Here is a 12,933-nt window from a genome sequence, read left to right as displayed (position 1 = left end):
GGCCGGTCCCGTCCTGGCCGCCCGTCAACGAAGGAAGACGCCCATGACCTCGACCGCCTTACCCCAGGACGACGTCCGCCGGCCGGGGCTGACGCTCCTCGCCATCTGCCTCACCGTGGTCCTGTTCCCGCTGGCCATCACCGGCGCGTCGGTCGCGCTGCCGTCGATCGGCTCCGACCTCGGCAACTCCCTGGCGGCGGGGCAGTGGGTGGTCAACGGCTACGACCTGACCTACGCCGGCTTCATGCTCGCCAGCGGCTCGATCGCCGACCTCGTGGGCCGCCGCAAGGTGTTCCAGGTCGGCCTGGTGCTGTTCGGAGGCGGCGCCCTGATCTCCGCGCTGGCGCCGAACATCCTCGTCCTCGACCTCGCCCGCGCGGTGGCCGGCATCGGCGCGGCCGCGGCGACCACCAGCGGCAGCGCCATCCTCGCCCACGCCTTCGACGGGCCGGCCCGCGCCCGAGCCTTCGGCCTCTTCGGCACCTCGATCGGCCTGGGCCTCGCCTTCGGTCCCAGCATCGCCGGCCTGCTGACCAGCAACCTCGGCTGGCGCTCCGTCTTCCTGGTGCCCGCGATCATCGGCCTGGTCGTGCTGCTGCTCACGCCCACCCTCGCGGACTCCCGCAACCCGGCGGCGAGCAAGGTCGACCGGCCCGGCACCATCACCTTCACCCTCGCGCTGCTGCTGCTGATCCTCGGCCTGGTCGAGGGCCCGCAGGCCGGCTGGAGCAGCCCGCTGGTGCTCGGCAGCTTCATCGGCTTCGTCGTCCTGCTGGTCCTCTTCGGCGTGGTCGAGCAGCGCCAGTCGGAGCCCATGTTCGACCTGGGCCTGCTCAAGCACCGCAAGTTCGTCGGCGTCTCGCTCGCCACCATCCCGGTGGTCTTCGGGTTCACCCCGCTCGCCGTCTACCTGCCCTCGTACTTCATCGCCGCCGACGGCGTCAGCGCCCAGCAGGCCGGGCTCATCCTGATCATGCTCACCGGCCTGACGCTGTTCTTCCCGACCATCGCCGGCTACGCCACCCGCTGGATCCCCGCCCAGGTGCAGATCGCCTTCACGGTGATCCTCACCGCCGTCGGCCTCGCCTGGCTGACCGTGCTGGAGCCCGGCGTCGGCTACCTGACGCTGCTGCCCCCGCTGGCCCTGATCGGCATCGCCGTCGGCCTCTCCTTCGGCCTGCTGGACGGCGCCGCCGTGAGCAGCGTCGAGGTCTCCCGGGCCGGCATGGCGGCCGGCATGTTCAACACCGTCCGGCTGGCCGGCGAGACCATCGCCATCGCGGTCGCCGGCTCGCTGCTGGTCAGCTTCACCCAGTCCGAGGTGAGCGGGAAGCTCGGCGGTTTCAGCAGCCGCTACGCCGACGACCCGGCCGCGCTCGCCAACCTGATGAACCAGGGCGAGCTGAAGAGCGCCGTCGAGACCGTCGAACCCGCCTCGCAGCGCGGCGCGTTCGCCGACACCGCCGCCTCGGCCTTCGCCCAGGGCTTCCACGGCCTGCTCTGGGTGCTGGCCGCGCTGTGCGCCGTCACCTTCGTGGTCGTCGCGCTGCTGCTGCGCGAGCCGCGTGGCGCCGTGGCCGGCGCCCCCGAGGAGAACGCGCTGCCGCGCACCGCCGAGGTGGCCCACGCCGCGGACTGAGAGCGCCGACCACCACGACCGAGGGGCCGCCGGAGATCCGGCGGCCCCTCGGCGTCGTCCCGCGACGGGCTCAGGCCAGTTGCGGCAGGACCTCGGAGGCGATCAGCTCCAGGTGGTCCAGGTCCTGCAGATCGAGCACCCGCAGATAGGCGATCTGCGCCCCGGCCTCGGCGAACCGGCCCAGCCGGTCGACCAGTTCGGCCGGCGTGCCGCGCAGCGCGTTGCCGTCCAGGGTCTCGCTGAACGCCTCGTCGCGGCGCTTCACCTCGGCGTCGTCCCTGCCCGCGCACACGGTCTGGATGATCGAGAACTCCGGCGACCGCGGGTCACGGTCCACCGCCAGGCACTCCTCGCGCACCCGCTCGTACAGCTCGGCGGCCCGCTCGGGGGCGACGAAGGCGGTGTTGAACTCGTCGGCGTACTTCGCGGCGAGCGCCGGCGTCCGGCCGGTGCCGACCCCGCCGACGATGATCTGCGGCCGGCCGTCACCGGCCCGCAGCGGCGCCACCGCGCCGGTCAGCTGGTAGTGCTCGCCCTTGAAGTCGTAGCTGCCGCCGGGCGGCGTCTCCCAGAGCGACTTGACGATCTCCAGCTGCTCCTCCAGCAGCCCGAACCGCTTGGCCGGGAAGGGGATTCCGTAGGCGGCGTGCTCCGCGGCGTACCAGCCTGTGCCGATGCCCACCGACACCCGGCCGCCCGCCATGTGGTCGACCTGGCCGACCTGGATCGCGAGCTGGCCCGGCCAGCGGAAGGTGACGGGGGTGACCAGCGTGCCGAGCCGGATCCGGGAGGTCTCCCGGGCGAGACCGGCCAGGGTCACCCAGGCGTCGGACGGGCCCGGCAGGCCGTCCACGTCGCCCAGCTTCAGGTAGTGGTCGGAGCGGAAGAACGCGTCGAAGCCGAGCTCCTCGGCGGTCCGGGCGACCTTCAGCACGGTGTCGTAGGAGGCGCCCTGGGACGGCTCGGTGTGGATGCGCAGACGCATGAACGGCCTCTCGTGAAAGGAAGGAAGGAAAGGGCGGGGAAAGGTGGGGAACCGCCGGCCGGCACCGGCGCGGGGTCGCGCCGGCCCGGCCGGAGACGTCACGCGGGGCGGGCGAGGCCCCGCCGGCCGCGGTCGGCCAGCCGCCGGGACGCCGCCCCGCCGAGCGCCGTGACGGCCTCGGGCAGGTGGTCGCCGGCCAGGATGACCTGCTGCAGCGCCTTGACCTGGGAGGACGGCTCCAGGCCGATGTGCTCGATCAGCCGGGTGCGCAGCTGCTGGTAGACCTCCAGTGCCGAGGCACGCCGCCCGCAGCGGTGCAGGACCGTCATCAGCTGGGCGTGCAGACCCTCGTTGAGCGGGTGCTGCACCGCCAGCGCGGTGAGGTCGCCCAGTACGTCCTGGTGCTGCTGCAGCGCGAGCTTCGCCGCGATCCACTGCTCCACGACGCTGAGCCGCGACTCCTCCAGCGACCCGACGTGGGCGTGCAGCAGCGGGCCGGCCTGGACGTTGGCGAGCGCCGGACCGCGCCACAGGGCGAGCGCCGAGGTGAACAGCATGGCGGCCTTGGCGTGGTCCTGGGCCGCCGCGGCGCTGCGCGCCCGGTTCACCAGGCGCTCGAACTCCCGGGTGTCGAGGGTCACCGCGCCGCCGCGCAGCATGTAGCCGCGGCCCTCGGTGACCAGCATGTCCTTGGCCACCACGGCGGTGGGCAGGCCGGTGGCGTCGGCCAGCAGCTTGCGCAGCTGCCCCAGGTAGGTCTGCACGGTCCGCAGCGCGGTGCGCGGGGCCTCCTCGGGCCACAGCTCCCGGAAGATCGCGGAGACCGGGACCACCTGGTGGGCATTGACGGCGAGCAGTGCGAGGACCTGTCTCACCTTCGGCGCGCTGGGCGTCGCGCAGCCGTGGTCCCCCGCGGCCTGGAAGTGGCCGAGCACCTGGATGCGCACCGGGGGTTGACCGGCGGTGTGGATGGAGCCGAACACGTCGCTCCTGTGGAGGACGGACGCCGAAGGGGACACGAGCACAACCTCCTTGCTGACTGATGGCCCGTGGTGGATGTGCCGCCGAGCCGGGCACAGACAACGGGGGGCACGACGCTGTGCTCCCGAGCTGAACGGTTTCCAAGGTGTCAGACGGCGATGTCGGGTCGCTTTCATCGCTCTTGCATTCGAGAACCCCTGGTCGCCGGGCCCCCGCACGCGCGTCCGGGTACCGGACGCGCCCCGGCTCAGCTGTCGAAGCCGCAGGCCGACTGCGCCAGCACGGTGGTGGCCAGCGGGACGATCCGCGGCGCCGAGCGCAGGAACCGCGTCAGGTCGAACATCCGCAACTCGGCCTGGCGGACCAGTTCGCGCGAGCGTTCCTCGCCGCAGGTGCCGCCGAGCGCGTGGTACGCCCGTACGGCCTCGGTCGCCGACCGCACGGCGTCCGGCCAGGCGCCCATCGCGCAGAAGGCCATCGAGCGCAGCAGCAGGCTCTGCGCCTCGCAGAGCACCAGGCGGTCCCCGCGGGCGGCCCCCATCGCCCGGGCCAGGCAGTCCAGCGCCTCCTCCGGGAGGCGCCGCTCCATGCGGATCAGCGCCAGCCCGAACAGCGCCTCGACGGCCGACTGCGCGTGCCCGGCGAGGGCGGCCAGCTCGGCGGCCCGCTCGTGCTCCTGCTCCGCCAGGTCCAGCCGGCCCGACATCCGGCTGCAGGACGCCAGGATGTTGTACGCGTCGGCCGAGACGATCTGGTCGCCGAGGTCCTTGGCGAGCATCTCGGCGGCCCGCGCGTGCTCGGTCGCGATCTTCGGCTGGCGTTCCATCAGCTGTCCGACGGCGAGCCGTGCGTGGGCGGCGACGCGGTCGAACCGCCCGCCCAGGTCGTGGCTGGTGCGCAGCGCGAGCCAGAGCGCGCGCAGTCCCTCCTCGGGCCGGCCGAGGGCGCACAGGGTGAGCCCGATCCGGCCCAGGTTCTCCGACCTGGTGAACTCGACCCCGTGCTCCCGGTCGATCTCCTGCGCCCGGGCGAACTGGGCCAGGGCGTTGTCGAAGTGGCCGCGCGCGTGCTCGACGCTGCCCAGGTGGCGCCGGGCCCTGGCCTCCGCCATCGGCAGGTCCAGCTCGCGTTCCAGATCGAGGCCGCCCTCCAGTTCCCGCGCGGCCTCGCCCAGCCGGCCCTGGGCCAGCAGCAGGAGGCCCAGGGCGTTGCTGGTCTCGGCGGCGAAGGCGCGCAGGCCGTGCCGCGCGGCGAGGTCGCGGGCCTCGGTCAGGTGCGCGTGGGAACGGCCGTAGTCGGCGCTGCGGTAGTTGGCCAGGCCCAGGCTGTAGTTCATCGCCCACTGGGCGGGCGGATCGCCGGCCTTGCGGGCGGACGCGAGGCCCCAACCGGCGGCCGTCTTCCACTCGTTGCCGTTCCAGCCCGACCAGAAGTAGCCGCGCAGCACATCGGTGAGCAGCCAGCCGATCTCGTGGGCCTGCCGGGAGTCCCGGGCGGCGGCGCAGGCGATGACGGTGATGAGGTTGGCGCGTTCCACCAGCAGCCACTGCAGGGCCGCCTCGTCGGTGGCGAAGGACAGCGGGTGGACGGCTGCGGGCCGCTCGGCGGGCGACAGCCGGATCATGCCCGGGTAGCGCGGGACCACGGCCGAGGCCGCGCTGTGCAGGTACCAGCCGAACAGCCGCAGCTCGGCGGCCCGGCGGGCCTGCGGGGCGTCCTCCTCGCGCGCCCGCTCGGCGGCGTAGATCTGCATCAGCTCGTGGAAGCGGTAGCGGCCGGGCAGGTGCTCCTCCAGCAGGCTGGCGAAGGCGAGGTCCTGGAGCAGCAGTTCGGCGTCGGGGACGGACAGGTCGAGCAGCGCGGCGGCGGAGGCGGCGGTGTAGTCGCGCACCGGGACCAGCCCCAGCGTGCGGAAGAGCCGCTGCGCGCGCGGGGTCTGGGCGTGGTAGGAGAGGTCGAAGGCGGCCTGCACGGCGGCGCGCCGGTTGCTGCCCACGGTCAGTTTTGCCACCCGGTTGCCGTGGCGCAGTTCCTCGACGTAGGTGCGCAGCGGCAGCCGGGGTCTCGACAGCAGGCTGGCGGCGGCGACGCGCAGGGCGAGCGGGAGGTGGGCGCAGAGCTCGGCGAGTTCGGCGAGTTCCCGCCGGGCGGCGGAGCGCCCCGGGCCGAGCACGGTACCCAGCAGCGACTCCGCCTCGCCCGCGGTGAGCACGTTCAGCGGGACCAGCCGGGCGCCGTGCAGGGCGACCAGCTCGGTCAGGTTGCTGCGGCTGGTGATCAGCACCGTGCAGCTGGAGGTCCCGGGCAGCAGCGGGACGATCCGCTCGGCGTCGCGGACGTCGTCCAGCAGCAGCAGGACGCGCCGGTCGGCCAGCCGGGCCCGGAACAGGGCGGCGCGCGATTCGACGTCGGAGGGGATGGCGGCGCTGGAGACACCGGAGCGGCGCAGCAGCTCGGCCAGCACCTCGGACGGGGACTCGGGCCGGTCGGCGCCGTCGAAGCGGACGAACCACTGGCCGTCGAGGAAGTGCGAGCGCACCTGGTGGGCCGCCCGGACGGCGAGCGCGGTCTTGCCGACGCCGGCCGGGCCGGTGACCACCACGATGGGCAACGCGCTGCCCGCAGCGTTGCCCTTCAGCAGGGCGGCCACCTGCTCCAGCGGTTCCTCGCGGCCGACGAAGTCCGCGACGACGGGCGGGAGCTGGCAGAGTTCGGTCCAGCTGTGGGGGGCGATCGGTGCGCCGTCGTGGTCGGGTTCCGACTCCGGCGGCGTGACGGCCGGGTACGCCCCGGGGGGCGCGTAGGAGTCGTCCAGGATGCTCCGGTGCAATTCCTGGAGTTCCCGGCCGGGATCGATTCCGGCCTCCTCGGCGAGCGTCCGGGAAAGCGCTCGATAGGCCTCCAGTGATTCCGCCTTGCGGCCGGTCTCGTAGAGCGCGCGAATGAGTTGTGCCCACAGCACCTCGTGCAGCGGGTAATTGATCAGGGCGCTGCGGATTCCGCCGATCGCCTCCTCCTGGGAGCCGGTGCGCAGTTTCAGCTCGAATCGGCATTCCAGCAGGGCGAGCCGGCGTTCGGCGAGTTGCGCCGCGATCCGTCGGCGGACCCGCTCGCTGGGAATGTCGCAGAGCGCCGGCCCGCGCCACAGCGCCAGCGCCGCCTCGGCCAGGTCGGATTCGGCCTGCGGGCCGATGCGGCCGCGCTGCCTGCGGAATTCGTGTTCCAGTTGTTCGAAGCGGAGGATGTCCAGCTCGTCGGCGCCGACGTCGATGGCGTAGCCGTCGGGGGTGGTGCGGATGAGGTCGCCGCCCGCGCCCGCGGCGTCGGTCAGCGTACGACGCAGGCGGTTGATGTGGATGTGCAGGGCGCCGCGGCTGTTCTTGGGAGGCTCCTCGCCATCCCACAGGAGCGAGACGAGCCGGTCGTTGCTGACTCCGCGATTTCCGCCGAGCAGGAGTGCGGCGAGCAGAATGCGTGGTTTCTTGGCATTGATCTGGACCGGCCGGTCATCGACCGCTACTTTTAGCGGCCCGAGCAGCTGGAAAGTTAACACGTGAATCCCCCTGGGAACTTGCGGGAGGCCGACGGGTCGGCCGTCGGGCAAGAAAACATCATGGCAAATGACATGGACACGCAAATATGACCCGCGTCACATTCCGGCGCCTTCGAATCGCAGCTTTCCTGCACGACCGGCTGTTTCTCCGCTAAACCGGCCGGCCACCTTTGGCCGGAACTTGACGTCCGGCGTGAACGCGTCATTTCGGTTGTGTGTGGCGGCGCGGCCGCCGGACCGCCTAGGCCGCGGCTTGAGTGGCCCTTGCATGCCCGCTGCGAGCATGGGTCCACCGCGCCGCCACCGACTCGCGAGGGTCGCCGTGCCCGCGGCTTCATCGAGCTGAGATCAACGAGGGGGGGCATTTCAGATGACCGCAGGGAACGTTCTTCCGGCGGCCGACATCGGTGCGCTGGTGCACCGCGGTGCCGAGACGGAGGTCTTCCTCGTCGACGCCCGGCCGGCCGGGGAACACGAATTCACCGCAACGGCCCGGCTGCCCCGCCGGCACCCCTACTACAACGACCTTCCGGACAATCCCCGGGGCGCCGATCCGCTGGTGCTGCTGGAGGCCTGCCGCCAGGCCGGGAGCTATCTCGCCCACACCGCCTTCGAACTGCCGCTCAGCACCGCCTTCCTGGTGACCGACTGGGAGGTCCGCACCCACCCCGCCGCGCAGCGGCTGTTCGAGGACGGCGACGGCGGGCTGACCCTGCGCATCACCGCGGAGAACCAGGTGCAGCGCGCCGGCACCGTCCGCTCGGTGCGCTGGCGGATCGCCCTCAGCGCCGGCCGCGCGGAGGTCGGCGAGGCCGTCATCGGCGTCGTCTACGCCGGCGCGACGGAGTACCGGGCCCTGCGCACGCTGCAGTACGGCGGACCACCGCCGCGGTCGGACGCGCTGCCCGACCGGCCCGCCGACTCCCCCGCGCCGCCCGCGCAGGTCGGCCGTGCCCGGGCGGAGAACGTCCTCGTGGCCGGCCTCTGCGCGACGGCCCCGGTGCGGGAGGCCCGACTGGCCGTCCCGCTGCGCCACCCCACGCTCTTCGTCCACCCCAACGACCACTTCACCGCGCTGATCCTCACCGACGCGGCCCGCCAGCTGTGCTTCGCCCGGCACGCCCGCGCCACCGGCGCACCCGCCGCCGGACTCGCCCTGACCGGCTTCACCGGCACCTTCAGCCGGTTCGCCGAGCTCGACGCGCCCGTCCTGCTGAGCATCCCCGAAGCCCCCGGCGGCGCCGCCGCGCCCGAGGGAGCGACGCCCGAGGGCACGGCGGCGGTCGAGGTGCGCCAGCACGACCGGACCATCGCCGACCTCGGCATCACCTACGCGCCCGTCACGGCCGCCAGGAGGAACGCATGACGACGCCCGACAGCCCCGCCACCGGTCTCGCGGCCGGCACCGTCTCCGCCGTCTGGACCGACTTCGGGGGCGTGCTCACCCCGCCGGTCGCCGAGGACACCGCGGTGTTCTGCGCCCGCCAGGGCATGACCCCCGAACAGTTCCAGGGCGCCATGCGGATCGTCGGCGAGCGCTACGGCACCGACCCGATGGGCCCGCTGGACACGCCCCTGGTGACCGAGGACGTCTGGGCCGCCGAGGTCCAGGCGGTGCTCGCCGAGGAGTACGGCGTGCGCACCGACCTCTCCGGCTTCGCCGACCGCTGGTTCGGGGGCCGCAGCGGCAACCCGGCCTGGGAGCGGTGGCTGCGCTCCGCGCACGACGACGGCGTCTTCGTCGGGCTGCTGTCCAACATGCCGCCCGCCTGGGACGTCCACTGGCGCCGGATGGTCCCGCCCGAGGGCCTCTTCGACGACCTGGTGATGTCCTTCGAGGTGGGCAGCCGCAAGCCCGAGCCGGAGATCTTCGCGCTCGCCGCCGAACGGGCCGGCGTCGACCCGGCCCGGTGCGTGCTGGTCGACGACCTGGAGAAGAACTGCGCGGGCGCCCGGGCCGCCGGCTGGCAGGCCGTCCACTTCACCGACGCCGAGCAGGCCATCCGCCGGCTCGAACCGCGGCTGGCGCGGTCCGCGCCGGGGGCCTGAGATGCGCCTCGCCACCGAACTGGGCATCGCCGCCGTCGAGGCCTACTTCCCGCCCACACGCGAGAGCGCGCGGCAGGCCCTCGCCCAGGGCCGGCTCGACCCGGACGACGTCGAGGACCTCGGCTACCGGGAGGTCCCGGTCGCCACCGCCGAGGCGCCGCCCGAGATGGCCCTGCGAGCCGCCCGCACCGTCCTCGCCGACGCCGGCTGGCCGGGTGACGGCCTCGGGCTGATCGCCCACTCCTGGATGTACCACCAGGGCCACGACGTGTGGTCCGCCCCGCACTACCTCGCTTCCGCGCTCGGCGCCGAGCGGGCCCAGCCCATCGGCGTGCAGCAGGTGTGCAACGGCGCCGTCGCCGCACTGGAGGTCGCCGCGACCCGGATCGCCGCGGACCCCGCGGTGGACCGGGCGCTGGTGACCACCGCGGACCGCTTCACGCCCCCCGCCTTCGACCGCTGGAACGCCGACTACTCGCTGGTCTACGGCGACAGCGCCACCGCCGCGCTGGTCGGGCCGCTGGACGAGGGGCGCGACCTGTTCCGGCTGCGCGCGCTGGTGACGCACTCCGCCCCGCGGCTGGAGCTGCTGCACCGCGGCGAACTCCCCTTCGGGCCCGCCCCGTTGTGGCCCGACCAGCGGGTGGACATCCGGCGCGCGAAGAAGTCCTACCTGAGCCGGCACGGCCTGGACGCCTTCACCACGACCACCCGCGAGATGGTCCGGGCGGTCGTCCGGGACTGTCTGGCCGACGCCGGCCTCACCGCCGACGCCGACCGGCCGGCCCATGTGGTGCTGCCGCGCCTGGGCGCCAAGACGCTCCGCCAGGCCTGGGTGCCGGCGATCGCCGAGGTGACGAGCGCGCCGACGCTGTCCGTCGGGCACCGCACCGGGCACCTGGGACCGGGCGACGCCCTGGCCGGGATCGCCGACCTGGTCGACCGACTCGCCCCCGGCGAGAGCGGACTGGTGCTCAACGCGGGCGCCGGCTTCGCCTACTCCGGCGTGCTGGTGACCCGGCTGACGGCCCGGCGCACCCGCCCCGCCGCACCGACCCCCGCCGACGAAGCGAAGGAGGAGACCCGATGAGCGGGACGCACACCGACGTACTGATCGTCGGCGCCGGGCCGGTCGGCCTGGTGACCGGCTGCGAGCTGCTGCAACGCGGCGCGCGGGTACGCCTGGTGGACGCCGAACGGCGCTTCACCCGGCACTCGCGGGCCAATGTGCTCTGGCCGAGGATCATGGAACTGCTCGACCGCACCGACGTGACCCGGCGCCTGATCGGCCACGGCCACCCGGTCTCCGGCGTCGGCTACTACTCCCGGGGCCGCCGGATCGGCGAGGTCCCGATGGGCGGCACGACCCGCTACCCCTTCGCCCTGGTCATCTCCCAGAACACCGTCGAGGAGGTGCTGCGCGCCCGGTTCGCCGAACTCGGCGGCACCATCGAGTCCGGCCTGCGGCTCACCGCCCTCGACCGGACGTCGCCCGACGGCAGCGTGCTGGCCACCCTGGAGGACGACGCCGGCACCGTCCGCACCGTCCGCAGCGACTGGCTGGTCGGCGCGGACGGCGCGCACAGCACCACCCGGCAGCTGCTCGGCGTGGAGTTCGACGGCGATGTCGTCGACGTCAGCTTCGCCGTCGCCGACGCCCCCGTCAGCGGCGCGCCGGACGACGACCTGACCTACTACTGCTACTCCCCCGACGGCGGCCTCGCCCTCGGCCCGTTCGGCGAGGGCGTCTGGCGACTGGCCATCACCGTCCCCCACCAGGAGCCCGGCACCCCGCCGCCCGGCCGCGAGGTCTTCCAGCAGGCCGTCGACGCCCGCGCCCCGGGGCAGCCCGTCGTCGGCGAACTGCGCTGGAGCGCCGTCTTCCGGGCCCGGTGCCGGATCGCCGCCACCTTCCGGGTCGGCCGCTGCCTGCTGGCGGGCGACGCCGCCCACATCACCAGCCCCGCCGGCGGCCAGGGCATGAACACCGGCATCCAGGACGCCGTCAACCTCGGCTGGCGGCTCGCCGGCGTCGTCGACGGCAGCCTGCACGAGGACGTCCTCGACCACTACGACCACGAGCGCCGGGCGGCCGCCCACTTCGTCGCCCGCACCACCACCGCGCAGACCAAGTGGGGCATGGCCCGCACCCCGAAGCGGATCCTGCTGCGGGACGGCCTGTTCCACCTCGCCCACCGCGCCGGACTGCTGCGCCGCAGCGTCACCCCCCTGGTGAGCCAGCTCGGCGTCCGCTACGACACCCCGGCCTCCAGCCGCTCCGAGGCGCCCGGCCTGCGCGCCGGCGACCGGGTGCCGCTGCCGCTCACCCCGGTCAACGGGCGCCGGCTGATCGCCCGCGACGAACCCGGCGTCCTGCTGTGGCCCGGGCGCACCCGCCCGGCCGACTGGGAGCGCGTCAAGGAGCGGCTGCTCAAGGAGCTCGCCGGACTGGCCCCGGTCGTCGAACCGGACGCCCTGGTCCGCCGCCGACTGCGCGCCGCCCTCGGCAGCAGCCCGCTCGCGGTGGTGGTCCGGCCGGACGGCCACCTGGCCGCCGCGGTGCCGCCCGAGGACCCGGACGCCGTCGTCCGCGCCCTCCACCGGCTGGGCGTGCGGCCCGACCGGCCCGACCGTCCCCAGGAACCGACCCCGACCGGAGGTGCCCGATGACCCGTGCCGCCGTCCTCGCCGGTGTGGGGGCCGCACTGCCCCCACGGGTGGTGACCAACGACGAACTCGCCCAGCGCCTCGACACCTCCGACGAGTGGATCCGGACCCGGACCGGCATCCGGCAGCGCCATGTCGTCGACCCCGGCACCGCCACCGGCGACCTCGCGGAGCGGGCCGGCCGGCGCGCCCTGGCCTCGGCCGCCGCGACCAGCGGCCGCCCGGCCCGCGCCGACCTGCTGATCCTCGCGACCACCACGCCGGACCGGCCCTGCCCGGCCACCGCGCCCGACGTCGCGGCCAGGCTGGGCCTCGGCGGCATCCCCGCCTACGACGTCAACGCGGTGTGCAGCGGCTTCCTGTACGCGCTCGCCGCGGCGCAGGGGCACATCGCCGCCGGGCTCGCCGAGCACGTGCTGGTGGTGGCCGCCGACACCTTCTCCACCCTCCTGGACCCGCGGGACCGCACCACCCTCGCCGTCTTCGGCGACGGCGCCGGGGCGGTGCTGCTGCGGGCCGGCGAGCACGGGGAGCCCGGCGCCCTGCTCGGCCTCGGCCTCGGCAGCGACGGCACCAGGGCGGACCTGATCACGGTCCGGGCCGGCGGCTCCGCCCGCCCGCTGCGCGGCCCCGGCGCCGACGCGGAAGTCGCCGACGGGGACCGGTACTTCAGCATGATCGGCGGCGAGACCTTCCGGGAGGCCGTGCTGAAGATGACGGAGTCCTCGCGCGAGGTCCTGGGCCGGGTCGGCTGGGACGTCGAGGACGTCGACGCCGTGGTGGGCCACCAGGCCAACCTGCGGATCCTGCACGCCGTCGCCGAGCAGCTCGACCTGCCCACCGAGCGCCTGGTGGCCAACATCGACCGGGTCGGCAACACCGCCGCCGCCTCCATCCCGCTCGCCCTCGCCGACGCCGTCGACGCCGGGCGGCTGAGCAAGGGCGACCACGTCCTGGTCACGGCCTACGGCGGCGGCGCGACCTGGGGCGCCGCCGCCTTCGAATGGCCCGGCCTCGCCCCGGCCCCGGCGGACTCCTGAACCCACGGAAGCCGCTCCC

Annotated in this window: 9 protein-coding genes; 6 read left to right on the top strand and 3 right to left on the bottom strand. The window is 74.2% G+C overall.

Features of this window, described 5'->3' with window-relative positions:
• Window positions 1-43 precede the first annotated feature (43 nt).
• A complete protein-coding gene (locus ACFVVU_RS18660; RefSeq protein ID WP_387790975.1) occupies window positions 44-1,639 on the top strand; it encodes an MFS transporter in 1,596 nt (531 codons plus the stop codon).
• 70 nt (window positions 1,640-1,709) lie between these two features.
• Here the strand turns inward: ACFVVU_RS18660 and ACFVVU_RS18655 are convergent, their stop codons facing one another.
• The 3 genes from ACFVVU_RS18655 to ACFVVU_RS18645 all read right to left on the bottom strand — a co-directional run bounded on the left by ACFVVU_RS18655 (window position 1,710) and on the right by ACFVVU_RS18645 (window position 7,158).
• Window positions 1,710-2,624: a TIGR03560 family F420-dependent LLM class oxidoreductase gene (locus ACFVVU_RS18655; protein WP_380690436.1), complete on the bottom strand. Its 915-nt coding sequence runs from the start codon at window positions 2,622-2,624 to the stop codon at window positions 1,710-1,712.
• Between the two features lie 98 nt (window positions 2,625-2,722).
• Window positions 2,723-3,607, bottom strand: coding sequence for a BTAD domain-containing putative transcriptional regulator (locus ACFVVU_RS18650; RefSeq protein ID WP_380683181.1), 885 nt, complete (start codon window positions 3,605-3,607; stop codon window positions 2,723-2,725).
• Between the two features lie 245 nt (window positions 3,608-3,852).
• Window positions 3,853-7,158, bottom strand: a complete 3,306-nt coding sequence (locus ACFVVU_RS18645) for a BTAD domain-containing putative transcriptional regulator (protein ID WP_380683180.1) — start codon at window positions 7,156-7,158, stop codon at window positions 3,853-3,855.
• A 370-nt stretch (window positions 7,159-7,528) separates the two neighbouring features.
• On the opposite strand from ACFVVU_RS18645, the gene ACFVVU_RS18640 reads away from it, so the two are divergent.
• Genes ACFVVU_RS18640 through ACFVVU_RS18620 form a run of 5 tightly spaced genes read left to right on the top strand, consistent with a single transcriptional unit; the run spans window position 7,529 to window position 12,914 of the window.
• A complete protein-coding gene (locus ACFVVU_RS18640; protein ID WP_387790972.1) occupies window positions 7,529-8,524 on the top strand; it encodes an AfsA-related hotdog domain-containing protein in 996 nt (331 codons plus the stop codon).
• Complete coding sequence (locus ACFVVU_RS18635; RefSeq protein ID WP_380683178.1) at window positions 8,521-9,207, top strand: HAD family hydrolase; 687 nt, start codon at window positions 8,521-8,523, stop codon at window positions 9,205-9,207. Before ACFVVU_RS18640 ends, ACFVVU_RS18635 begins: the two co-directional genes overlap by 4 nt.
• Window position 9,208: 1 nt before the next feature.
• Window positions 9,209-10,297 carry a ketoacyl-ACP synthase III family protein gene (locus tag ACFVVU_RS18630; protein ID WP_387790970.1) on the top strand — a complete coding sequence of 363 codons (1,089 nt, stop codon included), beginning with the start codon at window positions 9,209-9,211 and terminating at the stop codon, window positions 10,295-10,297.
• Window positions 10,294-11,877 carry an FAD-dependent monooxygenase gene (locus ACFVVU_RS18625; RefSeq protein ID WP_387790968.1) on the top strand — a complete coding sequence of 528 codons (1,584 nt, stop codon included), beginning with the start codon at window positions 10,294-10,296 and terminating at the stop codon, window positions 11,875-11,877. Before ACFVVU_RS18630 ends, ACFVVU_RS18625 begins: the two co-directional genes overlap by 4 nt.
• Window positions 11,874-12,914, top strand: a complete 1,041-nt coding sequence (locus ACFVVU_RS18620; RefSeq protein WP_387790966.1) for a beta-ketoacyl-ACP synthase III — start codon at window positions 11,874-11,876, stop codon at window positions 12,912-12,914. Before ACFVVU_RS18625 ends, ACFVVU_RS18620 begins: the two co-directional genes overlap by 4 nt.
• The last annotated feature ends 19 nt before the right edge of the window (window positions 12,915-12,933 follow it).

It is taken from the genome of Kitasatospora sp. NPDC057965 (genome assembly GCF_042887135.1).
Taxonomy (GTDB): Bacteria; Actinomycetota; Actinomycetes; order Streptomycetales; family Streptomycetaceae; genus Kitasatospora.
The sequence above is the reverse complement of the archived record's forward strand: the minus strand, read 5'-3'. Positions and strand labels throughout refer to the sequence as shown.

Bases quoted from the DNA above. Each gene is read 5' to 3' on its own strand.
- ACFVVU_RS18660 (WP_387790975.1), top strand. From the start codon at position 44: ATGACCTCGACCGCCTTACCCCAGGACGACGTCCGCCGGCCGGGGCTG.
- ACFVVU_RS18655 (WP_380690436.1), bottom strand. From the start codon at position 2,624: ATGCGTCTGCGCATCCACACCGAGCCGTCCCAGGGCGCCTCCTACGAC.
- ACFVVU_RS18640 (WP_387790972.1), top strand. From the start codon at position 7,529: ATGACCGCAGGGAACGTTCTTCCGGCGGCCGACATCGGTGCGCTGGTG.
- ACFVVU_RS18635 (WP_380683178.1), top strand. From the start codon at position 8,521: ATGACGACGCCCGACAGCCCCGCCACCGGTCTCGCGGCCGGCACCGTC.
- ACFVVU_RS18630 (WP_387790970.1), top strand. From the start codon at position 9,209: ATGCGCCTCGCCACCGAACTGGGCATCGCCGCCGTCGAGGCCTACTTC.
- ACFVVU_RS18625 (WP_387790968.1), top strand. From the start codon at position 10,294: ATGAGCGGGACGCACACCGACGTACTGATCGTCGGCGCCGGGCCGGTC.
- ACFVVU_RS18620 (WP_387790966.1), top strand. From the start codon at position 11,874: ATGACCCGTGCCGCCGTCCTCGCCGGTGTGGGGGCCGCACTGCCCCCA.